Source organism: Jeongeupia chitinilytica (assembly GCF_014652315.1).
Lineage (GTDB): Bacteria > Pseudomonadota > Gammaproteobacteria > Burkholderiales > Chitinibacteraceae > Jeongeupia > Jeongeupia chitinilytica.
This window is the reverse complement of the sequence record NZ_BMYO01000001.1, coordinates 115,941-140,262: the sequence shown is the minus strand read 5'-3', so window position 1 is coordinate 140,262 and position 24,322 is coordinate 115,941. Positions and strand designations below refer to the sequence as shown.

The window sequence follows — 24,322 nt, the reverse complement described above, 5'->3', positions numbered from 1 at the left end:
TGCATCATTGTTCGGCCTTGTGGTGACGACGGCCTTGCGGGCGCGACGCGGTACCGCTGGCGTTGCGCTTGTTCGGATCGACCACCTCGACTGCGGCGCCGTCGCGCAGGCGGTCGGCGCCGTCGGTGACGACCTTGTCGCCCGGCGCGACGCCTTCGGTAATGACGATGCGCTCGCCCTGTGCGGGACCGGTCTTGACCACGCGCTGCGTGACCTTGCCGTCGGCGCCGACGACCCAGACGAAACTGCCCTGGCTGCCGTGCTGGATCGCCGCGGACGGCGCGATCGCCACGTCCTTGAGGTCGGCGACCTTGATCCGCGCATTGACGAACTGGTTCGGAAACAGCATGCCGTCGTCGTTGGCGAACTGCGCCTTGAGTTTGACCGTGCCGGTGGTGGTATCGATCTGGTTGTCGATCGTCAGCAGCTTGCCGGTGGCAATCGCCTTGCTCAGGCCGCGATCCCACGCTTCGACCGGCAGCGTTTCGCCCTGGTTCAGCGGTGCCAGCACCTGCGACAGCTGCGCCTCGGGCAGCGTGAACAGCACATTGATCGGCGCCACGGTGGTGATCACCACCAGCCCGTTGGTATCGCCGGACTTGACCAGATTCCCCGGGTCGACCTGGCGCAGGCCGACACGGCCGGCGACCGGCGCGGTGACGCGCGAGTAGGTGAGATTGAGTCTGGCGGCATCGATCGCCCCCTGGTCGGCCTTGATTGCGCCTTCGTACTGGCCGACCAGCGCGACCTGCGCGTCGACCTGCTGCTTGGCGATCGATTCCTGCTTCAGCAGTTGCTGGTAGCGCGCCAGATCGGCACGGGCGTTGGCCAGCAGCGCCATGTCCTTGGCCATCTGGCCCTCGGCCTGCGTCAGCGCGACCTGGAACGGCCGCGGGTCGATCTCGGCCAGCAGTTGCCCCTGCCTGACGACCTGGCCTTCGGTGAAATGCAGCTTCATCAGCTGGCCGTCGACCTGGCTGCGCACGATCACGGTATTGGCCGCGGTCACCGTGCCGAGCCCGGACAGGATCACCGGCATCTCGCCCTTGACCACCGGCTTTGCCTGTACCGGTTGCGGGCCGCTCATGCCCATGCCGCCGCGGCCGCCCGGCTTGGCGCCTTGCGGCGGCGCCTCGCGGCTCAGCAACCAGCCGCCGCCGGCGAGCACGACGATGATCGCGGCAATCCACCAGCGACGGTGTGACGGACGGGCTTCTGGGGCAGCGTTGGACATGGAGGAATCCGTAAGCAAATCGGCTAGTTTAAACGTGGAAACGGGCCGTCGTACGACGGCCCTGGCTACAACGGGAATGACAACGCTTACCTGGTTGCGTCAGCCGGCACCGGACGGGCGCCACGCGGGCCGTGCATGCCCTTGTGGTGCATGCCGGGGCCGAAGCGGCCGACCATCGCGTCAAGCGTCTTGTTCTGCTCCGGCGTCAGCGATTTGGCCAGCGTTTCGGTCGCGTCGGCCAGCTGCAGCGTGCGCCTGGCGTGTTCCTGCATCATCGCAGCGCGCTGGCGCAGCTGCTCGGCGGCAGCAATGCCGTCCTGCTTCTGGCGGGCCGGCGGCTGTGTGAAGGTGTCACGGAAGCTCTTGGCGTAGGCATCCCATGCACCCTGCTGGGCCGGGGTGATCTTCAGCTTTTCGGCCATTTTGGCGAGACGGGCATCGGTCATCTGCTGCCATTGTTCCGGGCTCATGCGCTGGTGCTGCCCCCAGCCGCGCGCAGCGTCCGGAGCGCTGGCCGGCGGCGCGGCCATGGCCGATGCGGCAGAACCAAGCAGCAGTGCTGCGACAAGGCTGGAGACGATCTGGCGATTGCGTTTCATGTTCGGTTTCTCCTTCTCGTTGAGAGCGAGGCCATTACACCGCGGGGATGTGAACCGTGTTTGCGCACAAACGCGCTTTTTGTAAACAGGATGTAAAACCCGGTAAACACGCTGCCACATGCGCCCCCGGGTCACGCGCGGGCGTTATCCTTGGACCAGAATGGACTACCGGGGCTTGAACATGCACGCCAAATCGCTGCTCGTCGTCGACGACGACGCCGACCTGCGCACCCTGCTCTCGGGCTATCTGGGTGACCAGGGGTTCGACGTCACCGAGGCCGCCGACGGCAAGGCCATGGCCGCCGCACTGGCCGCCGGCACTTTCGACCTCGTCATCCTCGACCTGATGCTGCCCGGCGACGACGGCCTGACCCTGTGCCGCAACCTGCGCGCCGAATCGACCGTACCGATCCTGATGCTCACCGCGCGCGGCGACGAGCTCGACCGCATCATCGGTCTGGAAATGGGGGCCGACGACTACCTGCCCAAACCGTTCAACCCGCGCGAGCTGCTGGCGCGGATCAAGAGCATCCTGCGGCGGGCGCACGAGCGCGGCGGCGACGAGAAAACCGTACGCGAGCTGGCCTTTGCCGGCTGGACGCTGGACCTCGGCGCACGGCATCTGGTCGGCAGCGACGGCGTCGTCACGCCACTGTCGAGCGGCGAATTCCGCCTGCTGTCGGCGCTGGCCGAAAACGCCAACCGCGTGCTGTCGCGCGACCAGCTGATGGACGTGCTCGCCGGGCGCGAATCCGGGCCGTTCGACCGGACCATCGACGTGATGATCAGCCGGCTGCGCCGCCGCCTCGGCGACGACGCGCGCGAACCGGTACTGATCAAGACCGTACGCAGCGAGGGCTATGTGCTGGCGACGACGGTGGAGCGCCGCGCATGAGCCGCTGGTGGCCCGGCCCCAGGACCTTGCTGGGACAGCTCGTGCTGGCGCTGATGATCGGCCTGATCGTCGCCAACCTCGCCGGCATGTGGCTGGTGATGCAGGACCGGCTGCGCTACACGCGCTTCATCCGCGGCGAATACGCCGCGCAGCGGATCGCCGACATCGTGTCGGTGCTGAACGAAACGCCGGCCGGCGAGCGCGAGCGCCTGGTGCGGGTGCTCGACGCTCCGCCGACCCACCTGACGCTGGCCGAGCCGTGGAAAACGCCGGTCGGAACACCCGGCGAGGATGCCGATGCCTTCGCCGAAGTCCTGCACGACAAGCTGTCGACCCCGTTCCAGGTGCTCTCGCTCAAGAGCGCACCGTACGACCATCACCGGCGGCCGCGCATGACCGAACGCGAAGGCCCGCCCAAGCCGATGCCGCTGGTATTCGTGCAGACCCAGGCCCGCCTCGGCGACGGCAGCGTGGCGACGTTCAGTTTCGCGATCCCGCAATCGAGCCGGCAGGACCCCTACCGGCTGCTCGGCTGGCTGCTGCTGGTCGGCGCCGCGGTCAGCCTGCTGTCGTTCTGGGCGGTGCGCCGGCTGACCCGGCCGCTGGCGATGTTTGCCGCCGCCGCCACCGGTCTGGCCAAGAACCTCGACCAGCCGCCGCTGCAGGAAACCGGCCCGCAGGAAGTCGCCGACGCGGCGCGCGCCTTCAACGCGATGCAGCGCGAACTCAAGCGCTATCTGGAAACCCGCGCGCAGACGCTGGCCGGCGTCTCGCACGATCTGCGCCTGCCGATCACCCGGGTGCGGCTGCGACTGGAAAAGCTCGACGATGCCAGGCTCAAGGGCGACATCGAGCACGACCTGCTCGAGATGGACGAGATGATCGACAACACACTGGCCTTCCTGCGCGCCGATGCCAGCAGCGAGAAGACCGTGAAGATCAATGTGACCGCCTTGCTCGACGGCGTGATCGAAGACATGGAGGCACTGGGCGCCGAACCGGTACTGAACGGCGGGACCCGCCGGCCGCTGACCGGACGGCCGCTGGCATTGCGGCGCTGCCTCTCCAACCTGCTCGACAATGCCCGCCGCTACGGCGGACCGCAGATTGCCGTCGACGTGAGCGAGCAAGGCGACACGCTGGAAATCCGCATCGGCGATCATGGCCCGGGCATTCCCGAGGCCGACCGCGAACGCGTGTTCGAGCCCTATGTGCGGCTCGAAGCCTCGCGCGCGCGCCACACCGGCGGCAGCGGGCTCGGTCTGGCGATCGCCCGGGCGACGGCGCGCAGCCACGGCGGCGAAATCACGCTTGCCGACCGTCCCGGCGGCGGGCTGACCGTCGTGCTGACGCTGCCGCTCGGCTGAGCGCAGCCAGTCCGATCCTGCTGGCGGCGTCGTGCACGCTTGCCGTCGTGATCCGACCGTCCGCGTTGCACCCGCCCTGCCGGCAGCGTCGATTTTCGACCGCAGGACGTGCCCCAAGGACATTGGCCGCGCGCTGCATGCGATCAGCGCTGCGCTGCTTTGACGATGGCGAGAAACTCGGCGGCATCGAGCGACGCGCCGCCAATCAGCCCGCCGTCGATGTCGGGCTGGGCAAAAAAGCGCGCGGCATTGTCCGGCTTGACGCTGCCGCCGTAGATGACCGGCAGCGTGTCGGCCAGCCCGTGCGCCGCCAGCTGCGTGCGGATGAACCGGTGCACGGCCTGCGCGCCCTCCGGCGTCGGCGTCTTGCCGGTACCGATCGCCCACACGGGCTCATAGGCGACGATGACCATCGCCAGTCGCGTGTCGTTCAGCAGCACGAACAGCGGCGACAATTGCCGCGCGAGCACCGCTTCGGTTTCCCCGGCGTCGTGCTGGGCCTGCGTTTCGCCGATGCAGAACACCGGGCGCATGCCGTTCTCGACCGCGCGCAGCGCCTTTTCGGCCACACGGCCCTCGGATTCCCCGTGATAGATGCGCCGTTCCGAATGCCCGACGATGACGATGCCGCAATCGAAATCGGACAGCATCGCGCCGCTGACCTCGCCGGTGAACGCCCCGCCGATTTCGGCGGAAATGTCCTGCGCCCCCCAGACCACGCTCGACTCGCCCAGCATTTGCTGGCACTGCAGCAGGTAGGGAAACGGCGCACTGACGCCGATGCGGACGGACCCGACCAGCCTGGCCGCATCGAGCACGCCGGCCAGCAGGGCCTGATTGGCAGCCAGGCCGCCGTTCATTTTCCAGTTGCCGATCACCCATTGCGGCCGCATCGCGTCCTCCTCAAGCCGGCCCGGCCGCACGTCTGGCCGGCAGCATCGCCTGCTCGACCGCGACCTCCCACTGCGCCATCCGCTGCGCCGCCTCGTCCCGGCTGATCGACGGGACGAAGGTCCGGTCGACCTGTCGCTGCGCATCGAGTTCGGCCTCGCTGCCGAACAGGCCGACGGCCAGCCCGGCAAGGTAGGCCGCACCGAGCGCTGTCGATTCGATCACCTTTGGCCGCACCACCGGAATGCCGAGCAGGTCGGCCTGGAACTGCAGCAGCAGGTTGTTGGCCGCCGCACCGCCGTCGACACGCAGTTCGCCGATCGGCGACACCGCATCGCGCTGCATCGCGGCCAGCACCGACGTGCTCTGGAAGGCGATCGACTCCAGCGCGGCACGCGCAACGTGGGCGACCGTGGTACCGCGGCTCAGGCCGACGATGGCGCCCTGCGCCGTCGGCACCCAGTATGGCGCGCCCAGACCGGTGAACGACGGCACGAACACCACGCCACCGGCGTCGGGGACCGAAAACGCCAGGCTCTCGATGTCGGACGAACTCGAAATCGCCTTGAGCCCGTCTCGCAGCCATTGCACCACCGCACCGCCGATGAAGACGCTGCCTTCGAGCGCGTAGTGCGGCGCGGCGCCGACACTGCACGCGGCGGTGCTGATCAGGCCGTTCTGCGACACGGCCGCCGATTCGCCGGTATGCATCAGGATGAAGCAGCCGGTGCCGTAGGTGTTCTTGGCCTGGCCGCGGGTAAAACATGCCTGGCCGAACAGCGCGGCCTGCTGATCGCCGGCGATGCCGGCAATGCGTACCGGTGCGCCGAACCATTCGGGCTCGGTGACGCCGTGGATGTGGCTGGACGGGAAGACATCGGGCAACAACGATGCCGGAATGCCGAGCGCGGCCAGCAGCTCGTCGTCCCAAGTCCGGGTATGGATGTTGAACAGCATCGTTCTGGAGGCATTGGTCACGTCGGTGACATGCAGGCGTCCGCCGGTCAGCTTCCAGACGAGCCAGCTGTCGACGGTGCCGAAAGCGAGTTCGCCGCGCTCGGCGCGCTGCCGCACGCCGGGAATCTGGTCAAGCAGCCAGCGCACCTTGGTGGCGGAAAAATACGGATCGATCACGAGGCCGGTCTTGCTGCTCACCGCGGCTTCCAGCCCGGCCTCGCGCAAGGCATCGCACAGCACTTCGGTACGGCGGTCCTGCCAGACAATGGCATTGAAAACCGGCTCGCCGGTCTTTCTGTCCCAGAGCAGTGTGGTTTCGCGCTGGTTGGTGATCCCCAGTGCCGCGATGTCGGTGGTGCGGACGCCGGCCCTGGCGATCGCCTCGCGGCAGGTCTGCAGCTGGCTTTGCCAGATTTCCTGCGGGTTGTGCTCGACCCAGCCCGGCTGCGGAAAATGCTGGGTGAACTCGCGCTGCGCGCTGGAGACGATCTCGCCGCGCTCATTGAAGATCACCGCACGCGAACTCGACGTGCCCTGGTCCAGCGCCATCAGATACGGCATGCCCCATCCTTTGCTTGCATTGACGAGCCGTCGACTCTACGCGCCGGCCCGAAGAAACGCGCCGGGAATATCAGGCTTCCCGGCACCCCTTTTTTACGCCATCCGCCAGCCTTCGTCGCCTCGCGCGACTGGCTGTCCCGGCCCGCCAAGCCCGCCGACGCATCAGGCCGCCACCCCAGTCATCGTGGCGGCCCGCCGATCCAGCCAGGCAGTCAGCCGTTCGACATCGCCCTGCAGGCAACGCAGGCCTAGCTTGGTGCGGCGCCACAGCAGGTCGTCGCTGGTTTGTGCCCATTCATGTTCGATCAGGTAGCAGGCTTCCGCCTCGTACAGGCCGGGAACCAGCTCCAGCCCGAGCTGCGGCACGGAAACGGCGTCGCCGATGACCCGTGCCGCCCGGCTGCCGTACTGGCGGCAGTAACGCTCGGCCAGCGAATCGGGCAGCCAGCGGTAGTGCGACTGGAAACGGGCGAGGAAGGCGTCGAAATCCGGGACCGCGCTCAGGGTGCCGGGCGTGTCGATATCGCCGCCGGGCAACGGTTGCCCCGCGGTCCAGTCCGGCGCGCGATGACCAAGGTGCGGCTGGAGAATGTGCATGGCCTCTTCGGCCAGACGGCGGTAGGTCGTGAGCTTGCCGCCCCGGACGTGCAGCAGGCCGGGCGGTTCGAACTGCAGCCGGTAGTCGCGTGTCACCACCGACGCAGTGCGGCTTTCGTCGTCGAGCAGCGGCCGCACACCCGAGTAGCGCCAGACGATCTGCGCCGGGGTAACCGGTTTGTCGAAATAGCGGCTGGCCATTTCGCACAGGTAGCGCTCTTCGCCGGCATCGATCGCCACCGTCGCCGGGTCGCCACTGAAGTCGACGTCGGTGGTACCGATCAGCGTGAAATCACGCAGGAAGGGAATCGCGAAGAGGATGCGGCGGTCCGGATTCTGAAAGACGTAAGCGTACGGATGGTCGAACAGCTTGCGCACGACGATGTGGCTGCCCTTGACCAGCCGCAGCCCCTGGCGCGCCGCCGCCGGGTCCGTCGGGCTGGCAAAGTCGCCGGCCCAGGGGCCGGTGGCGTTGACGATCGCCCGCGCCGCCAGCTGCAGCGTGCTGCCGTCCTGCTGCTGCAGCGTCGCAAGCCAGTGATCGGCCTCGCGCACGATGCCGCGGCAGCGCGTCCGCGTGAGGATCCGGGCGCCACGCTCGCTGGCGTCGAGCGCATTCAGCACCACGAGACGCGCGTCGTCGACCCAGCCGTCCGAATAGGTGAATCCGGTCCGGAATCCGGACTTGAGGCCCCGCCCGGCCGGATGCCGGGCCAGCGCAACGCGCGCCGAACCCGGCAGCAGTTGCCGACCGGCAAGGTGGTCGTAGAGGAAGAGGCCCGTCCGGATCAGCCAGGCCGGGCGCTGGTTCGCGTCGTGGGGCATGACGAAACGCAGTGGCCGGACGATGTGTGGTGCAAGGCGCAGCAGCGTTTCACGCTCCTGCAAGGATTTGCGCACCAGCGCGAATTCGCGGTGTTCCAGATAGCGCAGACCACCATGGATCAGCTTGGTGCTGGCCGACGAGGTATGCCCGGCCAGGTCGTCCTGCTCGCACAACACCACGTTCAGCCCCCGCCCTGCCGCATCGCGTGCGATGCCGGCACCGTTGATGCCGCCACCGACGATCAGCAGGTCGCAGGAAGGAAGACCGGGCAATCTGTTCATGGCGGGTTTCGGACCACTCGACGATTTGATCTGCTCAAAGTGTAGTCATCGGAACTTCGACTACCAGTCGGGGGGCGAAAATTTGATTCGGTTGATTCAGCTAACCGCCCCCGTTCCGACGGCTGACCGCGCCAATCCCGCCAGCGACCCGCCCGCCTTGCTAAGCTGACACGATCGGTGCGACAGCCCGTCGCACCTTGGGAGTAGCGACATGGCAACGAACATCCGGGTTGTACTGGTACATGGCGCTTGGGCGGACGGCTCAAGCTGGAGCAGGGTCATTCCCCTGCTCGAAGATCTCGGCTTCGACGTATCGGCAGCCCAGTTGCCGCTGACCTCGCTGGCCGACGATGCCGCGGTGACACGCAGCCTGCTGGCAATGCAGGACACGCCGACCGTCCTCGTCGGCCATTCCTACGGCGGTGCCGTGATCACGGAAGCCGCGTCGACGGCCACCCGCGTCAAGGCGCTGGTCTATGTCGCGGCCTTCGCCCCCGACAGCGGTGAAAGCCTCGGCGGGATTTTCGCCCGGCAGGCGGCCCCGTCGGGCGCACAAAGCATACGGCCGCGGGACAACGGCCTGTGGATTGAACGCGGCCTGTTCAGGGAAAGCTTTGCGCAGGACTGCAGCGAGGTTGAAGCACGTCTGATGGCGGCGGTACAGAAACCGATCGCCGGACGCTGTTTCGAGGACACGGTGACCACGCCGGCGTGGAAAACGATTCCGTCCTGGTACCAGGTTTCGGAAAACGACCACATGATCCCGCCGGAAGCCCAGCGCTGGATGGCCGGGCGAATGAAGGCAACGACCATTTCGCTGCCCGCCAGTCACGCATCGCTGGTATCGCGTCCGATCGAGATCGCCCGGCTGATTGCCGATGCGGCAGGTACCTGATCCGGCTCGCGCTGAACGAAAAAAACGGTCTGACATTGCTGTCAGACCGTTTTTAGTATTGGCGTCCCCACGGGGATTCGAACCCCGGTAGTCACCGTGAAAGGGTGGTGTCCTAGGCCTCTAGACGATGGGGACTGCGGTTGAAGAAGTGGTGCACCCGGAGCGATTCGAACGCCCGACCCTCTGGTTCGTAGCCAGATACTCTATCCAACTGAGCTACGGGTGCACTGTAACTTCAACTTTACTGCTCTTTTGGCGTCCCCACGGGGATTCGAACCCCGGTAGTCACCGTGAAAGGGTGGTGTCCTAGGCCTCTAGACGATGGGGACGTCGTTTAACTTTTGCTGCTTACTGCTTTAAATTCAAATCGGCCGCCTAAGCGGCCGATTTTCAATCTGGTGGAGGTAAACGGGATCGAACCGATGACCTCTTGCATGCCATGCAAGCGCTCTCCCAACTGAGCTATACCCCCCAAAAGAGATGCACAGTATATAAACGGGTTTTATCGTTGTAAAGCACTTTTTGAATTATTTTTCGATAAACCCCGTTTTTCTACTGATTCGGTCAGAACGGTGTCCACCACGACGGATCGTCGAAGAAGTCCTTCTCCAGCGTCTGCGTGTTCGGATAGTTCTTCAGCAGCACGCGCTTGGCGTCATCACGCAGATCGTTCAGGCCAAGCTTGTTGTAGCTGATCACCATCATCGCCAGCCCCGCTTCGACCTGCTTGGTGTTCGAATAGGTCTCGATCAGGTACTTGCCGCGGTTGGCCGCCGCCAGATAGGCGCCGCGCTTGTAGTAATACTTGGCGACGTGCAGCTCGTAGCTCGCCAGCGCGCCAATCAGATACCCCATGCGTACCTGTGCGTCGGCGGCGTACCGGCTTTCCGGGAAGCGCTGCACCAGATCCTTGAAGGCATCGAACGAATCCTTCGCGGCCTTCGGATCACGCTCGGACATGTCCTGCTTGGAAATCGCCGACAGGAAGCCCTGCACTTCGTTGAAGCTCACCAACCCCTTGAGGTAAAGCGCATAGTCCATGCTCGGATGGACCGGATTGCTCTTGATGAAGCGGTCGATCGCCGCCTGCGCGAGCAGCGGCTCCTGCGCCTTGTAATGGTTGTACGCCTCCTCGAGCTGCGCCTGTTGCGCGTAGCGGCCGTAGGGATAGCGCGCCTCGAGCTTTTCCAGGAGCTTGGTCGATTTCTCGAAGTTGCGATCGGCCTGCTCGGCCTTGGCGGTGCTGTACAGCTTTTCTGCGGTCCAGCCCTTGGTTTCGTCGTCATCCGTCGGCGTCGACGCGCAGCCGGCCAACAATACGGCGACCGAAGCGCACGCCAGGAATCGCGGTAGAATCTTGCCCATGATGCTTCCTGATTTAGAACCCGACGATTATAGCGACATAAGCGAGCCGCGTGTCCTGACTGCACCGGCCGATGTCGCCGGATCGCGCCTCGACGCCGCGCTGGCGCAATTGCTGCCCGATTACTCCCGCAGCCGGCTTTCCGGCTGGATCAAGGACGGCCTCGTCACCGTCGACGGGCAGACTGCGGCCCCGAAACTCAAGCTCTGGGGCGGCGAAACCATTGCGGTCGATATCCAGGCCAATCCGGACGAGGTCGCCTTCCAGCCCGAGGACATTGCGCTCGACGTCGTCTACGAGGACGAGACGCTGCTCATCATCAACAAGCCGGCCGGCCTCGTCGTTCATCCGGGCAGCGGCAACTGGTCCGGCACCCTGCTGAACGGCCTGCTGCACCACTATCCGGGCCTCAAGGGCGTGCCGCGCGCCGGCATCGTCCACCGGCTCGACAAGGACACCAGCGGTCTGATGGTCGTCGCCCGCACCTTGCAGGCACAGACTTCGCTGGTACAACAGCTGCAGGCAAGAACCGTCAGCCGCCATTACTTTGCCATCGCGCAGGGTCTGGTGAAGCGTGACGGCCGTGTCGACGCGCCGATCGGCCGACACCCGCGCGAGCGGACCAAGATGGCGGTCGTCGGCACCGGCAAACCGGCAGTCACGCATTACCGGGTACTTGAACGCTTCAGCGCGCACACCCTGGTCGAATGCAAGCTGGAAACCGGCCGCACCCACCAGATCCGCGTCCACATGGCGCACATCGGGCATCCGCTGGCGGCCGATCCGGTCTATGGCGGCCGCGCCAAACTGTTCGCGCCCGAGATCATGCTCGCGCTCGAGGATTTCGGCCGACAGGCGCTGCACGCCAAAAAGCTCAGCCTGGTTCACCCGGCCAGCGGCAAGACAATGACCTGGAAGTCGTCACTGCCGCCCGATTTCGAAGGACTGCTCGCCGCGCTGCGCGTCGAAGCCGGTGCCGACGAGGTCGACGAGGACGATTGGGACGACGATGACGACCACGATATGGAACTGGTCTATGTCCGTGACTGAGCACGGCCCCGCCTCGCACGGACTGATCCCCGACTGGCCTGCACCGGCACGCGTTCGCGCGCTGCAGACGACCCGGCTCGGCGGTGTCAGCGCCCCGCCCTACGCCAGCTTCAATCTCGGCGATCACGTCGGCGACGATCCGCAGGCAGTCGCGAGCAACCGCGCCGCGCTCGCAACCGGACTACCGGCCACACCGTTGTGGCTGACGCAGGTCCACGGTACGACGGTGCTCGACGCCGGCCAGCCTCAAGCCGACCGTACCGCCGACGCCAGCGTCGCGCATGCCCCCGGTGCCGTGTGCGCGATCATGACCGCCGATTGCCTGCCGGTGCTGTTGTGCAACGATGAGGGCACCGTTGTCGGCGCCGCGCACGCCGGCTGGCGCGGCCTGTGCAACGGCGTGCTCGAAGCCACCGTTGCCGCCATGGATGTGCCGGGCGAATCCTTGATGGCCTGGCTCGGCCCGACCATCGGTCGCGATGCCTTCGAGGTCGGCAGCGATGTCCTCGATGCCTTCACCGCGCACGACGCGAACGCCGCCCGGGCCTTTCGCCCTGCCGCGAGTGCGGGCAAATACTGGGCCGACATCGAGCTGCTGGCGCGCCAGCGACTGGCCGCGCTCGGCGTCAGCCGTGTCTACGGTGGCGGCCTGTGCACGGTGTCGGATGCGGAACGCTGGTTCTCGTACCGCCGCGACCGGACTACCGGACGCATGGCCAGCCTGATCTGGCTGCAACCCTAGTCGCGATTGTCGCTGCTGTCGCTGCTGTCGCTGCTGTCGCTGCTGTCGCTGCTGTCGCTGCTGTCGCTGCTGTCGCTGCTGTCGCTGCTGTCGCTGCTGTCGCTGCTGTCGCTGCTGTCGCTGCTGTCGCTGCTGTCGCTGCTGTCGCTGCTGTCGCTGCTGTCGCTGCTGTCGCTGCTGTCGCTGCTGTCGCTGCTGTCGCTGCTGTCGCTGCTGTCGCTGCTGTCGCTGCTGTCGCTGCTGTCGCTGCTGTCGCTGCTGTCGCTGCTGTCGCTGCTGTCGCTGCTGTCGCTGCTGTCGCTGCTGTCGCTGCTGTCGCTGCTGTCGCTGCTGTCGCTGCTGTCGCTGCTGTCGCTGCTGTCGCTGCTGTCGCTGCTGTCGCTGCTGTCGCTGCTGTCGCTGCTGTCGCTGCTGTCGCTGCTGTCGCTGCTGTCGCTGCTGTCGCTGCTGTCGCTGCTGTCGCTGCTGTCGCTGCTGTCGCTGCTGTCGCTGCTGTCGCTGCTGTCGCTGCTGTCGCTGCTGTCGCTGCTGTCGCTGCTGTCGCTGCTGTCGCTGCTGTCGCTGCTGTCGCTGTCTTCAACAGCATGATCCCAAAACGCGGAATCACCGGCCGACGCCGCTGCGCCGACGGATGCAATGGCGGCTTCGCCGGCCTTGCGTTCGCGCACGATCTGCCCGCGCCGCTTCAGCCAGATCAGCAACCACGTCGGCAGGACGCCAAGCAGCACGATCCAGACGATCGCCTTGGCGATGCTGCCGCTCGCGGCAGCGAACATCACCACAACATAGAGATAGCCGATCAGCAGGATATACACGACAGGATTCCGGTCATTGCGGGCAGGCCCGGATGATACGCCAGCCGGCCCGCCGCTTGCCGCACCCGGGGTGAAATTGTTACGGGGCGCGCAGCGCAGGCTTTGTCAGAATCGCGGTTTGCCCTTGCGCCGAGTACCGATGCTCCGACTCCTTGCCCTGTTTCTGCTTGCCGGCCCGGCCTGGGCAGGCGAGGCGCCGTTCCGAACCGGAAGCGGCGCGGCCGCGCTACCCGACATCGGCAACGGGATCACGCAGAACGACGGCGAAAAGGCACTCGCGACCATGACCGAACAGTCGCTTTCCGCCGGCCAGTACGGCTGGCGTTCGACACTGCTGGACCGCACCGGCAACGGACTCGAATCGCTGCTGGACCAGTACGGCGAAGCGCGAGTCGATGCCCGGATCGACGATAGCGGCCGCCTCGGCGGCGCCAATGCCGACCTGCTGCTGCCGCTCGGTGCAACCGGATCACGCAGCCGGTTTGCGCAGTTCGGTGTCCACAACGACAACGCGCGGACCGTGAGCAACGCCGGCGTGGTGCAGCGCGAGCATTTCGGCACCTGGCTAGGCGGCTACAGCGCCTTCGTCGATCAGGAAATCGGCGGCAATACCACCCGCGTCGGCCTCGGCGCCAGCGGCAGCACCGACTACCTCCGCATTGCCGTCAATACCTACGTCCCGGCCGGTCACTGGCAGGACGACGGCGAGCGCAGCGAACGCGCCGCCGCCGGATTCGATCTGAACGCACAGGCCCACCTGCCCTCTTATCCGCAACTGGGCGGCAGCGTGAAGTACGAGCGTTATCGCGGTGACGACATCACGCTGCCGGGGAGCGGGACCGGTCGGGACAATCCGTCCGCCGTCTCGGCCTCGTTGCAGTACACGCCGGTGCCGCTGCTGCGTTTTGGCGCCAGCTACCGTCGCGATGACAACGACGAAAGCGACTGGCAGGTCCAGGCAACGATGAGCTACCGGCTCGGAGTTCCGCTCGCCCGGCAACTGCGCGGCAGCGACCCGCAACCGTCGCTGTTCCGGCGTCGCGACGATTTCGTCGACCGCAACGGCAGCGTCGCCACAGAAAGCCGGACGGCCGACGCGCCGGCATTCAGCGCCAGCCTGTCGGCGGACAGCGTTGCGCAGGAACAGACGGCGGTTGCCACGCTGAGCATCCAGTGCCGTCATCCGGTCGTGAGCCTTTCGTGGCTCGGCGACGCGGCACCGCTGCTCGTCGGGGGAGGCACCAGCACGTTGCTGGGCCGCACCGGCACCCTGTCGGCGCGCATCCGCATCGCCCTGCCCGCCGACGGTCGCGATTACACGCTTGCGGCGCGCATCGTCGACAGCAACGGCAACACCACGGTCACCCCCGCGATCCGGCTGCAGCGCGCACCGGCAGCCTGAATGCAAAACGGGGCCGAAGGCCCCGTTGATGCGGATGCGCAAGCAATCAGCCGCGCTTGTCGTGTTCGATCAGCGCATAGGCCGAGTGGTTGTGGATCGACTCGAAGTTTTCCGACTCGACCGTGTAGGCGACGACGCGCGGGTCGGCATTCAGCCGCGCTGCGACGTCGCGGACCATGTCCTCGACGAACTTCGGGTTCTCGTAGGCGCGCTCGGTGACGAACTTCTCGTCCGGGCGCTTCAGCAGGCCGTACAGTTCGCACGACGCTTCGGCCTCGACGATCTGCACCAGTTCCTCGATCCACACGTGCTCGCCCAGCGTCGCCGAAATCGTCACGTGACTGCGCTGGTTGTGCGCGCCGTACTGCGAAATTTTCTTCGAGCACGGGCACAGGCTGGTCACCGGCACCAGGACCTTGAGCTGCTGGGTGAACACGCCGTTCTTCAGCTCGCCGATCAGCGACACGTCGTAGTCGAGCAGGCTTTCGACGCCCGAGACCGGTGCGGTCTTGTTGATGAAGTACGGGAAGCGCATTTCCAGATAGCCGGCGTCCGCCTCGAGGCGCTCGCACATCTGCCGCAGGATGGTCTCGAACGAATCGACCGAAATCTCGCGTTCCTGGCCGTTGAGGATCTCGACGAAACGGCTCATGTGCGTGCCCTTGAAGTGCTGCGGCAGGAACACATACATGTCGAACGTTGCCACCGTGTGCTGCACGCCCTCGCTGCGGTCGGCGACGCGGACCGGATGGCGGATCGACTTGATCCCGACCTTGTTGATCGCGATATTGCGCAGGTCGGGGGTGCTTTGCACGTCAGGGATGGACTGCGGGGCGTTCATCGGGATATCACTCCAGCGGTTATAAGTGCCGAGCGGCTGATAACCGGTAATTAATTGAAAGCTGAGCCATTATAACGGCGACCAATAACCGAGTAAACCAGTCGGGAATTCATGTCGCCATGAACCGGGCGAACCCGGTGCGGGGCAGACCGCCGCACGCCAGCGATGCAGGCCGGCATTCAGCCCGGACGGAGTGCGGCGAACATCTGCGCCGCCGAGCGCGTCAACGCGGCCAGCATCGCGTCGATGTGCGGCACCATGTACGGCAGGCTGACGTACATCGCCGCGATGCCGATGGCTAGCAGCAGCGGAAAACCGATGGCAAACACGTTCAGCTGCGGTGCCGCACGCGTCATGATGCCGATCGCCAGGTTGGTGATCAGCAGCGCCCCCACCACCGGCATCGCCAGCATCAGTCCGAGCCGGAAGATGGCCGCGCCCTGCTCGACCAGCAGACGCAAGCCACCGGCACCCAGCGGCCGCGCGTCGAGCGGCAGCACACCGAAACTCTCGATCAGGATGCGCAACACGATCAGGTGACCGTTCAGTGCGAGGAACACCAGCAGCAGCACCATGTTGATGAACTGCGCAACGATCGGCACGTTGGCCGCGCTGTGCGGATCGAAGAAGCTGGCAAAACCGAGGCCCATCTGCAGGCCGATCACCTGACCGGCCATGTCGACGGCGTTGAACATCAGCCTGACCGAAAAGCCGAGCATCACGCCGATCAGCAGTTGGTTGACGGCAATGAGGATGCCGGCCGGCGAGACGACCTCGATGCCCGGCGGCGGCGTCAGCATCGGCGCAACCAGCACGGACAGCGCAATCGCCAGCCCGACCCGGACGCGAACCGACACCACCTTGTTAGAGAAGATCGGATCGGCGATCAGCAGACCGAAAAAGCGGCAGAACGGCCACCAGAACAGCGCCAGCCACAGCTCGATCTGCGCTTGCGTGACCGTGAACATCAGCCGATCAGTTGCGGAATGCTCTGATACAGCCGCACCGTGTAGTCCATCGCCATTTCAATCATCCACGGACCGGCCAGGACGAAGACGATGAAGGCGACGATCAGCTTCGGAATGAACGACAGCGTCGCCTCGTTGATCTGCGTGGCCGCCTGGAAGATGCTGACGATCAGACCCGTGGCCAGCATCGCCAGCAGCAGCGGACCGCCAAGCAGCACCATCAGCTCCATCGCCCTTTGCATCACGGTGACTACGGTTTCCGGCGTCATGCGCTATCCCAGATAAAAGCTCTGTACCAGCGAGCCCATCAGCAAGGTCCAGCCGTCGACGAGCACGAACAGCATCAGCTTGAACGGCAGCGAGATGATCACCGGCGACACCATCATCATCCCCATGGCCATCAGCAGGCTGGCGACGACGAGGTCGATGATCAGGAAGGGAATGAACACCAGAAAGCCGATCTGGAAGGCCGTCTTCAACTCGCTGGTCACGAAGGCCGGCACCAGCACGCGCAGGCTGACGTCCTCGGGACCGTTCGGTTTTTTCATGCCCGACACGTCGATGAAGAACGCCAGATCCTTCTGCCGCGTCTGCTTGAGCATGAAATCCTTCAGCGGCACCGCGCCCTTGTCGACCATCTCGTTGAAGCTGATCTTCTGTTCCGAATACGGCTGATAGGCCTGGGCGTAGATCTTGTCGAAAGTCGGCGCCATCACGAACAGCGTCAGGAACAGCGACAGGCCGACGACGACCTGATTCGGCGGCGCCATCGTCGTGCCGAGCGCCTGGCGCAGCAAGGAGAGCACGATGACGATGCGGGTGAACGCCGTCATCATCAGCAGCATCGCCGGCAGGAAGGTCAGTGCGGTCAGGAAGAGCAGCGTCTGCAGCGGCAGGCTGTAGGCGGTACCGCCGGCGGCCTGCGTGGCATTCATGAACGGCAGCCCCGGATCGGCGGCCACCGCGGCGCTCGCGACGAACAGCGGCAGCAACGCCGGCAGGACGCGCGTCACGCCCTAGCCTTTTTCATCAGCGCGGCCAGCTTTTCGGCAAACGGCGGCAATGGCGCCGGTGCACCGGCTGCAGGTGCATCGTCGGGGCGCGGCAAGGTGTGCAGCAGGTTGACCGAATGCGCGGTCACGCCGACCACCAGCCAGGTCTCGCCCTGTTCGACGATCACCACCCGCTCCTTCGGCCCGACCATGACGCCCGAAACGACCCGCAACTGGTTGCCGGCCTGCCCCGGCAGCAGCGAAAAGCGACGCATCAGCCAAGCCGCGCCGACGATCAACGCCAGCACCAGACCCAGCATCAGCAAGACTTGGACAAACTGCCCCAGCCCGGGACCACTGCCGGCGAGCGACGCAGGTACCGACGCCGCTTGCGCGAACGCGCAACCCGGCAGCGCGGCAAGCGCATACGGAAGAAAACGCATGGAGTTTACTTGTGCAGCCGACGGATCCGTTCGGCCGGCGTGATGATGTCGGTGAGACGGATACCGAACTTGTCGTTGACGACGACGACTTCGCCCTGCGCGATCAGGCAACCGTTGACGAGGACGTCCATCGGTTCACCGGCCAAGCCGTCGAGCTCGACGACCGACCCCTGAGCCAGCTGCAGCAGGCTGCGGATCGCGATCTTGGTCCGGCCGAGTTCGACCGTCAGCGTCACCGGAATATCGAGGATCATGTCGATATTGCCGCGCCCGGCGCCGGCTGCCGGCGTCGTGTCGAAACGTTCGAAAATGTCGGCAGCCTGGACGGAAGCCTGAACCGTTTCGGATTCGGTGCTTTCGCTCGCCGCCTGTTCGGCCATTGCCGCGGCCCAGTCGTCCATTACTTCGTCGGCTTGGCTGTTGTCTGGCGTGTTCTCATCAGCCATGCTTTTCCCCCTGACCTGCTTCATCCTGCGCGCCGTCGGGGGTGCCGAGCACCCGGTTGACCTTCAACGCATACTGGCCGTTGAGAATACCATACTTGCATTCGAGCACCGGCACGCCGTCCACCTCGGCGACGATGGCCTGTGGAATCTCCAGCGAGATCACGTCGCCGGCCTTGAGGTTGAGGATGTCACCCAGCGTGATGTCGGCGTTGCCGAGCGTCGCGATCAGGTCGACTTCGGCGTTCTGCACCTGCGTCTGCAGCAGGCTCAGCCAGCGGTTGTCCGACTCGATCCGGTCGGCCTGCATCGTGCTGTAGAGCGTGTCGCGGATCGGTTCGATCATCGAATACGGCAGGCAGACGTGGAAATCGCCGCCGCTGGCGCCGAGTTCGATCCGGAAGGTGTATGCAACGACGACTTCGGTCGGCGTGGCGATATTGGCGAACTGCGTGTTCATTTCCGAGCGCAGATAGCTGAATTCGCACTCGAACACCGGCTTCCACGCCTTCTGGTACTCCTCGAACACGACATCGAGCAGGCGCTGGATGATGCGCTGTTCGGTCGGCGTGAAATCGCGCCCCTCGACCCGGACGTGGTAACGGCCGTCCGAGCCGAACAGGTTGTCGACGACAAGGAAAACGAAGTCCGGATCGAAGATGAACAGACCGGTGCCGCGCAGCGGCTTCATCTGGATCAGGTTGAGGTTGGTCGGTACGACGAGATTGCGGATGAACTCGCTGTATTTCTGTACCCGCACCGCACCGATGCTGATCTCGGCATTGCGGCGCATGAAATTGAACAGGGCGATCCGCAGGTTGCGGGCAAACCGCTCGTTGATGATTTCGAGCGTCGGCATCCGGCCGCGGACAATGCGCTCCTGCCGGCCGATGTCGTAAGTACGGACCGCCGAGGCGTCATTGGCGACTTCGGATTCGTCTTCTTCCCCGGTCACGCCGCGCAGCAGCGCATCGACCTCTTCCTGGGAAAGGATGTCGTCTGCCATTTAGAGACCCGAATCTCGCGCGATCATCATGAACACGCCGTCACTGGACGATAAAGGTGGTGAAATTGACCGAGAGCACGCCCTCGTCGTCGCCTTCGGCGCCCAGCGTCCGGTTGATCAGCGTGCGGACTTCGGCGCCGATTTTGCTCATGCCGTCGACGGCACGCACGTCCTGCGGCGATTTGCTGCGCAACAGCTGGTTCACCTGACTCTGGATTTTGGGCATCTGCGCCTTGATCCGCTCCTGGCTCTTGGCATCGGCCATTTCGACGACGATATCCGTTTGGAGCATGGCATCTTCGTCCGGCGAATTCAAATTGACGGTGAATTGCTGCAGCTTTTCGAAGATCGGCGGGTGATCGGCATCCTTTTCGGACTTTTTCTTCTTGCCCGTTTCGTGCGTCTCCACACCGGCATCGTCACCGTGATCGGCCGAACGCGTCAGCAGGAAGGCGGCAGCGCCTGCCATGGCAATCAGCAGGACCGCCACGACGGCGACGACAATAATGATCAGTTTCTTGTTGCCTTTCGGCGCCGCTTGGGCTTCGGCCATGAATTCACCTGAAGTACGCCGATCCGGCAATCACATGCAGTACGGACCGAGTCGAAACGGCCCCGGCGATCGCGGGGCCTCGTGATAAGCGCGGCGATTATAGCAAAGATTAATAGTCAATTATAAACAAGCCCTTGCGCGGGCCATCAGGCATAGAAGCTCAGTCCGCCCCCGCTGACCGGCAGGCGTCGGGTCCCGAGGTCGACACGCAGCTCGGCCGGTTCGACCGTACCGGTGCCGGCGGAACTGCGCTGGCCCTGCTGCGGGGTACGCGGATCAGGCTGGGCCTGCTGCTGCGCATGCTGATTCAGGGTATCGCTGGCCACCTGGACGTTGACGAGCTGGATACCCTGATCGGCGAGCAGCGCCGTCAAGCGCGGTGTCGCGGCGGCCAGCGCTTCGCGCACCGCAGCGTGCTGGCTGGCGAAGACGACGCTGGCCTGGTCCTGCGCCAGCGTCAGTTGCACATCCATCGGTCCGAGGTTCGGCGGATTGAGCTGCATTTCGAGCTTTTGCTCCTGCCGGCCAATCATCATCGCCACGCGTTGTGCAACGGCATCACCCCAGCGCGACTCCCCCACGTGGGGCACGACGTTGTGCGTTGGCGTCGGCTTGCTGGTCGGCGCGGCCACCTGCGGTTCGATCGTTCGCGGCAGCTCGGTACGATTGCCTGCCAGCAACTCGGCCGGAGCAGGTTCGGTCTTGTCGGCCTCGACAGCGGCAAGGCCAACCGGCAACGGCTTGCCGTGGGCGGCAACTTCATCCACCTCAGCCGCCGCCGGCTTGGCGACGGCCGCGGTCAGCGGCTGGGTCGCGGACTTGGCGGATTCGTCGGTCTCGGGAACCGCAGGGGCAGCGACTGGCGCGACACCCGGCGTGATTGCCGCAGCAAGCGGGTCGACACCAGCCGGCGCGAGTGCCTCGCCGGTCACCGCTTCCTCCTTCGGCAGCGGCTGGGTCACGACCTGAGCCATCGATTGCAGCAAGGCCAGCCATGGTGTGGCGGCATCGCCGGGCTCGGGCGCGTCGTCCTTTGTGTCCTGCCGGGCCGACTTGGCGTCCTTGCCTGCTTCGGTCTGCGCCGGCTGGCGCGCAGCAACCTCCCGCGCCAGCGCATTGCCGAAATCGTCACCCTGACCGGCATCGCGGGACGCAGCAGCCCTGGTCGAAACGGGGCCGACGGAGGAGGACAGATTACTGACGGGTGTGGCCATGAAAAACTCGGAACGAACGGCAGGAACGTAGATAAAAGCAAAAGCAGTGCCAAGCCCGCAGCGACCGCTCGCTTCCCGCACTGGCCGGACCGGACCGCAACGCGGTAACGTATGCGCACCATGGCAGAAGATTCCGACCTCGAACGCACCGAACCGCCCTCGCCCAAACGGCTCGAGGACGCGCGCAAGAAGGGACAGATTCCGCGCTCGCAAGAGCTGGCATCGTTCAGCGTGCTGATGACCGGCATGGTCGCGATCGCCATGACCGGCCCTGCGCTGCTGAATGCGCTCAAGCAGGTGATGCGCAGCGAGTTCACCTTCAGCCGCGCCACGCTGGTCGACCCGATGCAGATGCACCTGCATTTCATCAAGGCCTGCGAAGCCATGCTCTGGGCCTGCCTGCCGGTCTTCGTCGCCTGTGCGCTGGCGGCCCTGCTGGCGCCGATGCTGATGGGCGGCTGGCTGTTTTCGTCCGAGGCAATGGCCCCCAACTTCGGCCGGCTCAATCCCGCCAGCGGCATCAAGCGCATGCTGTCGGTGCGCAGCATCGTCGAAATGGTCAAGGCCATCCTCAAGTCGGGGCTGATCGGCGGTGTCGCCGCGCTGGTGCTGTGGAAGGAACGTGCCGACTTCGTCCAGCTGATCGCGATGCCGCCCGACAACGGACTGGCCTATCTGTGGGGCATGGCGCGCTTCACGCTGTTCTCGGTCGTCGGCGCGATGGCGTTGATCGTGCTGCTCGACGTGCCTTACCAGCTGTGGGAGTACTACAAGAACCTGCGCATGACCAAGGAGGAAGTGCGCCAGGAAATGAAGGAATCCGAAGGTGACCCGCAACTGAAGGGCCGGATCCGCCAACTGCAGCGCGAGGCGGCCAGAAAGCGGATGATGTCCGCAATCCCCAAGGCCGACGTCATCGTCACCAACCCGACCCACTATGCGGTGGCATTGCAGTACACCGAAACGATGCGCGCACCGGTCGTCATCGCCAAGGGCTCCTTCCTGCTGGCCGAACGCATCATCGAGCTGGGCCGGCAGCACAAGGTCACCGTGGTGCGCACGCCGCCACTGGCGCGTGCGTTCTACCACCACGCCGACCTCGGCGAGGAAATCCCGGCCGCGTTGTATACTGCTGCCGCCGAAGTGCTGGCCTACATCTACCAGCTGCGGCACTGGCAACGTTACGGCGGCGCCGAGCCGGTGCTGAACGACAGCCTGCCGGTTCCGAAAGACCTTGATCCCGAAGCCGCCGGATGACGGTGGCACCAATGAAACTGAAGGCGTGTGCGTAATCTCAATCTGACGCGACTGGCCGGCCCGGCGCTGGTCTTCATGGTGCTCGGCATGATGATCCTGCCGCTGCCGCCGTTCGCGCTCGATTTCTTCTTCACCTTCAACATCGCGATCTCGATCATCGTGCTGATGGTCAGCCTGTACACGCGCGAACCGCTCGAGTTTTCGGCCTTCCCGACCGTACTGCTGGTGACGACGCTGTTGCGGCTGAGCCTCAACGTCGCGTCGACCAAGCTGGTGCTGACCGAAGGCCACACCGGTGCCGGCGCGGCCGGCCAGGTCATCGAGGCCTTCGGCCACGTCCTGATCGGCGGCAACCTCACCGTCGGCATCATTGCCTTCGTCATCCTCACGATCATCAACTTCGTCGTCATTACCAAGGGTGCCGGACGGATTGCCGAAGTGTCGGCGCGCTTCACCCTCGATGCGATGCCGGGCAAGCAGATGGCGATCGACGCCGACCTCAACGCCGGGCTGATCGGCGAAGAGGAGGCCCGCAAGCGCCGATCGGCGATCTCGCAGGAAGCCGACTTCTTCGGCTCGATGGACGGTGCGAGCAAGTTCGTCCGCGGCGACGCCGTCGCCGGCATCCTGATCATGGTCATCAACATGATCGGCGGGCTGATCATCGGTGTGGTCCAGCACGACCTGCCGGTCGCCGAAGCCGGCCGCACCTATACGCTGCTGACGATCGGCGACGGTCTCGTTGCGCAGATCCCGTCACTGATCATTTCCGTCGCCGCCGGCATCGTCGTCTCGCGCGTCGGCACCGAGCAGGACCTGTCGGAACAGATGCTCGGGCAGATGTTCGCCAACCCGCAGGTGCTGTACGTGACCGCGGCGGTGATCGCCATCCTCGGCGTCATTCCGGGCATGCCGCACGTTGCCTTCCTGCTGATTGCCGCCCTCGCCGCCGGCCTGGCGTGGTGGATGGAAAAACGCACCGCGCGGGCGCAACAGATCGAAGCCCCCGGCGGCGGCACGCCGGCCGCAGCCGCCGCTGCGGCCCCCCAGCCCTTGCAGGAAGTCAGCTGGAGCGACGTCCAGCCGGTCGATCCGGTCGGCCTCGAGGTCGGCTACCGGCTGATCTCGCTCGTCGACCGCAATCAGGATGGCGAGCTGTTGCGGCGCATTCGCGGCATCCGCAAGAAGATCGCCCAGGAGCTCGGCTTCCTCGTCCCTGCGGTCCACATCCGCGACAACCTCGAACTCAAGCCCAACCAGTACCGGATCCAGCTCAAGGGGGTCGACGTCGGCCTCGGCGAGGCCTATGTCGGCCAGTGGCTGGCGATCAACCCGGGCAATGTCGCCGGCTCGCTCGCCGGCACGCAGACCAAGGACCCGACCTTCGGACTTCCGGCGACCTGGATCGACGCCAGCCTGCGCGACCAGGCCCAGGCACTCGGCTACACCGTCGTCGACACCGCGACGGTGATCGGCACGCACATCTCCAACCTGCTGCAAGGCCACGCCGCCGAACTGCTCGGCCGCGAAGAAGTCCAGGCCCTGCTCGATCACTTCGCCAAGGAATCACCGAAACTGGTCGAGGACCTCGTGCCCAAGCTGATTCCGGTCGGCACGCTGCAGAAGGTGCTGCAGAGCCTGCTCGACGAAGGCATGCACATCCGCGACCTGCGGACCATCCTCGAGACACTGGGCGAGCACATCGGCCGTACCCAGGACGTCGACGAGCTGACCGCCGCGGTGCGGGTCGCGCTCGGCCGGGCGATCATCCACCAGCTGTTCCCGGGCGAGACTGAGCTGCCGGTCGTCGCGCTCGAGCCGCAGCTGGAAAACATCCTGATGTCGGCCAGCGCCGGTCGTGGCGGCCTCGAACCGGGGCTGGCCGAACGGCTGCTGCAACAGGCGTCACAACTGTCCGAGCAGATGGAGGCGCAGGGCCTGAATACCGTGCTGATCACCCCGGGCGCGCTACGGCCGATGCTCAGCCGCTTCCTGCGCCGTTCGATTCCGAACCTGCGCGTCATCGCACACACCGAAATCCCCGATACCAAGACGATACGCATCGTCGGCGTGCTCGGCGGCACCTGACCCACACTCGCCGGGCATCCGCACCTTGCCGCGCCCCCGGTT

General features: G+C 65.4%; 25 protein-coding genes and 4 tRNA genes. 10 read left to right on the top strand and 19 right to left on the bottom strand.

Annotated features, from left to right (window positions below):
- Nucleotides 1-4: 4 nt before the first annotated feature.
- Entirely contained in the window at nt 5-1,234 is a 1,230-nt protein-coding gene (locus tag IE097_RS00720; protein WP_189458231.1) for an MdtA/MuxA family multidrug efflux RND transporter periplasmic adaptor subunit, read from the bottom strand.
- An 86-nt stretch (nt 1,235-1,320) separates the two neighbouring features.
- Complete coding sequence (locus IE097_RS00715) at nt 1,321-1,833, bottom strand: Spy/CpxP family protein refolding chaperone (RefSeq protein WP_189458230.1); 513 nt, start codon at nt 1,831-1,833, stop codon at nt 1,321-1,323.
- Nucleotides 1,834-2,014: 181 nt separating this feature from the next.
- Here IE097_RS00715 and IE097_RS00710 point away from each other — a divergent pair, with 181 nt between their 5' ends.
- Nucleotides 2,015-2,728 (top strand): response regulator, encoded by a 714-nt coding sequence (locus IE097_RS00710; RefSeq protein WP_189458229.1) that lies wholly within the window; start codon nt 2,015-2,017, stop codon nt 2,726-2,728.
- Nucleotides 2,725-4,095, top strand: coding sequence for an ATP-binding protein (locus IE097_RS00705; protein ID WP_189458228.1), 1,371 nt, complete (start codon nt 2,725-2,727; stop codon nt 4,093-4,095). Before IE097_RS00710 ends, IE097_RS00705 begins: the two co-directional genes overlap by 4 nt.
- 143 nt (nt 4,096-4,238) lie before the next feature.
- On the opposite strand, the gene tpiA is transcribed toward IE097_RS00705, so the two are convergent.
- From tpiA to glpD, 3 genes are all read right to left on the bottom strand, one after another.
- Entirely contained in the window at nt 4,239-4,988 is a 750-nt protein-coding gene (gene tpiA / locus IE097_RS00700) for a triose-phosphate isomerase (protein WP_189458227.1), read from the bottom strand.
- Between the two features lie 10 nt (nt 4,989-4,998).
- Nucleotides 4,999-6,504, bottom strand: coding sequence for a glycerol kinase GlpK (glpK, locus tag IE097_RS00695; RefSeq protein WP_189458226.1), 1,506 nt, complete (start codon nt 6,502-6,504; stop codon nt 4,999-5,001).
- A gap of 162 nt (nt 6,505-6,666) precedes the next feature.
- Nucleotides 6,667-8,208, bottom strand: coding sequence for a glycerol-3-phosphate dehydrogenase (gene glpD, locus IE097_RS00690; RefSeq protein WP_189458225.1), 1,542 nt, complete (start codon nt 8,206-8,208; stop codon nt 6,667-6,669).
- Nucleotides 8,209-8,419: 211 nt separating this feature from the next.
- Here glpD and IE097_RS00685 point away from each other — a divergent pair, with 211 nt between their 5' ends.
- Nucleotides 8,420-9,103, top strand: coding sequence for an alpha/beta hydrolase (locus IE097_RS00685; RefSeq protein ID WP_189458224.1), 684 nt, complete (start codon nt 8,420-8,422; stop codon nt 9,101-9,103).
- A gap of 59 nt (nt 9,104-9,162) precedes the next feature.
- Here the strand turns inward: IE097_RS00685 and IE097_RS00680 are convergent.
- From IE097_RS00680 to IE097_RS00660, 5 genes are all read right to left on the bottom strand, one after another.
- Nucleotides 9,163-9,238 (bottom strand) — tRNA-Glu (locus tag IE097_RS00680).
- 14 nt (nt 9,239-9,252) lie between these two features.
- Nucleotides 9,253-9,329 (bottom strand) — tRNA-Arg (locus tag IE097_RS00675).
- Nucleotides 9,330-9,356: 27 nt separating this feature from the next.
- Nucleotides 9,357-9,432 (bottom strand) — tRNA-Glu (locus IE097_RS00670).
- A gap of 67 nt (nt 9,433-9,499) precedes the next feature.
- Nucleotides 9,500-9,575: transfer RNA gene (locus IE097_RS00665), tRNA-Ala, on the bottom strand.
- A 92-nt stretch (nt 9,576-9,667) separates the two neighbouring features.
- Entirely contained in the window at nt 9,668-10,468 is an 801-nt protein-coding gene (locus tag IE097_RS00660) for an outer membrane protein assembly factor BamD (protein ID WP_189458223.1), read from the bottom strand.
- On the opposite strand from IE097_RS00660, the gene rluD reads away from it, so the two are divergent.
- The 5 genes from rluD (at nt 10,467) to IE097_RS00635 (ending at nt 14,475) form a co-directional block, all read left to right on the top strand.
- The gene (rluD, locus tag IE097_RS00655; protein ID WP_189458222.1) at nt 10,467-11,516 is read left to right on the top strand and encodes a 23S rRNA pseudouridine(1911/1915/1917) synthase RluD; all 1,050 of its coding nucleotides are present in this window, start codon (nt 10,467-10,469) and stop codon (nt 11,514-11,516) included. The genes IE097_RS00660 and rluD overlap by 2 nt on opposite strands.
- The gene (pgeF, locus tag IE097_RS00650) at nt 11,503-12,258 is read left to right on the top strand and encodes a peptidoglycan editing factor PgeF (protein ID WP_189458221.1); all 756 of its coding nucleotides are present in this window, start codon (nt 11,503-11,505) and stop codon (nt 12,256-12,258) included. Before rluD ends, pgeF begins: the two co-directional genes overlap by 14 nt.
- 6 nt (nt 12,259-12,264) lie before the next feature.
- A complete protein-coding gene (locus IE097_RS00645) occupies nt 12,265-12,846 on the top strand; it encodes a hypothetical protein (RefSeq protein ID WP_189458220.1) in 582 nt (193 codons plus the stop codon).
- Nucleotides 12,847-12,894: 48 nt separating this feature from the next.
- On the top strand, nt 12,895-13,047 hold the full coding sequence (locus IE097_RS00640) for a hypothetical protein (protein ID WP_189458219.1): 153 nt from the start codon (nt 12,895-12,897) through the stop codon (nt 13,045-13,047).
- Nucleotides 13,048-13,212: 165 nt separating this feature from the next.
- Nucleotides 13,213-14,475 (top strand): inverse autotransporter beta domain-containing protein, encoded by a 1,263-nt coding sequence (locus IE097_RS00635; RefSeq protein WP_189458218.1) that lies wholly within the window; start codon nt 13,213-13,215, stop codon nt 14,473-14,475.
- Between the two features lie 46 nt (nt 14,476-14,521).
- Here IE097_RS00635 and folE2 read toward each other — a convergent pair whose 3' ends face one another.
- The 9 genes from folE2 to IE097_RS00590 all read right to left on the bottom strand — a co-directional run bounded on the left by folE2 (nt 14,522) and on the right by IE097_RS00590 (nt 20,935).
- Nucleotides 14,522-15,316: a GTP cyclohydrolase FolE2 gene (gene folE2 / locus IE097_RS00630; RefSeq protein WP_189458217.1), complete on the bottom strand. Its 795-nt coding sequence runs from the start codon at nt 15,314-15,316 to the stop codon at nt 14,522-14,524.
- Between the two features lie 179 nt (nt 15,317-15,495).
- A complete protein-coding gene (gene fliR, locus IE097_RS00625) occupies nt 15,496-16,284 on the bottom strand; it encodes a flagellar biosynthetic protein FliR (protein ID WP_189458216.1) in 789 nt (262 codons plus the stop codon).
- Nucleotides 16,284-16,553, bottom strand: coding sequence for a flagellar biosynthesis protein FliQ (gene fliQ, locus IE097_RS00620; protein ID WP_189458215.1), 270 nt, complete (start codon nt 16,551-16,553; stop codon nt 16,284-16,286). The genes fliR and fliQ overlap by 1 nt, the downstream gene beginning before the upstream one ends.
- Nucleotides 16,554-16,556: 3 nt before the next feature.
- Nucleotides 16,557-17,297 carry a flagellar type III secretion system pore protein FliP gene (fliP, locus tag IE097_RS00615; protein ID WP_189458214.1) on the bottom strand — a complete coding sequence of 247 codons (741 nt, stop codon included), beginning with the start codon at nt 17,295-17,297 and terminating at the stop codon, nt 16,557-16,559.
- Nucleotides 17,294-17,719 carry a flagellar biosynthetic protein FliO gene (fliO, locus tag IE097_RS00610; protein WP_189458213.1) on the bottom strand — a complete coding sequence of 142 codons (426 nt, stop codon included), beginning with the start codon at nt 17,717-17,719 and terminating at the stop codon, nt 17,294-17,296. Before fliO ends, fliP begins: the two co-directional genes overlap by 4 nt.
- A gap of 5 nt (nt 17,720-17,724) precedes the next feature.
- Nucleotides 17,725-18,165: a flagellar motor switch protein FliN gene (gene fliN / locus IE097_RS00605; RefSeq protein ID WP_189458212.1), complete on the bottom strand. Its 441-nt coding sequence runs from the start codon at nt 18,163-18,165 to the stop codon at nt 17,725-17,727.
- A complete protein-coding gene (fliM, locus tag IE097_RS00600) occupies nt 18,158-19,168 on the bottom strand; it encodes a flagellar motor switch protein FliM (protein WP_189458211.1) in 1,011 nt (336 codons plus the stop codon). The genes fliN and fliM overlap by 8 nt, the downstream gene beginning before the upstream one ends.
- A gap of 40 nt (nt 19,169-19,208) precedes the next feature.
- A complete protein-coding gene (locus IE097_RS00595; RefSeq protein ID WP_189458210.1) occupies nt 19,209-19,721 on the bottom strand; it encodes a flagellar basal body-associated FliL family protein in 513 nt (170 codons plus the stop codon).
- Between the two features lie 146 nt (nt 19,722-19,867).
- Entirely contained in the window at nt 19,868-20,935 is a 1,068-nt protein-coding gene (locus tag IE097_RS00590) for a flagellar hook-length control protein FliK (protein ID WP_189458209.1), read from the bottom strand.
- A 120-nt stretch (nt 20,936-21,055) separates the two neighbouring features.
- Here IE097_RS00590 and flhB point away from each other — a divergent pair, with 120 nt between their 5' ends.
- Together flhB and flhA are read left to right on the top strand one after the other, a co-directional pair.
- Entirely contained in the window at nt 21,056-22,192 is a 1,137-nt protein-coding gene (gene flhB / locus IE097_RS00585) for a flagellar biosynthesis protein FlhB (protein ID WP_189458208.1), read from the top strand.
- A 27-nt stretch (nt 22,193-22,219) separates the two neighbouring features.
- Nucleotides 22,220-24,280, top strand: a complete 2,061-nt coding sequence (gene flhA, locus IE097_RS00580; protein ID WP_229797340.1) for a flagellar biosynthesis protein FlhA — start codon at nt 22,220-22,222, stop codon at nt 24,278-24,280.
- The last annotated feature ends 42 nt before the right edge of the window (nt 24,281-24,322 follow it).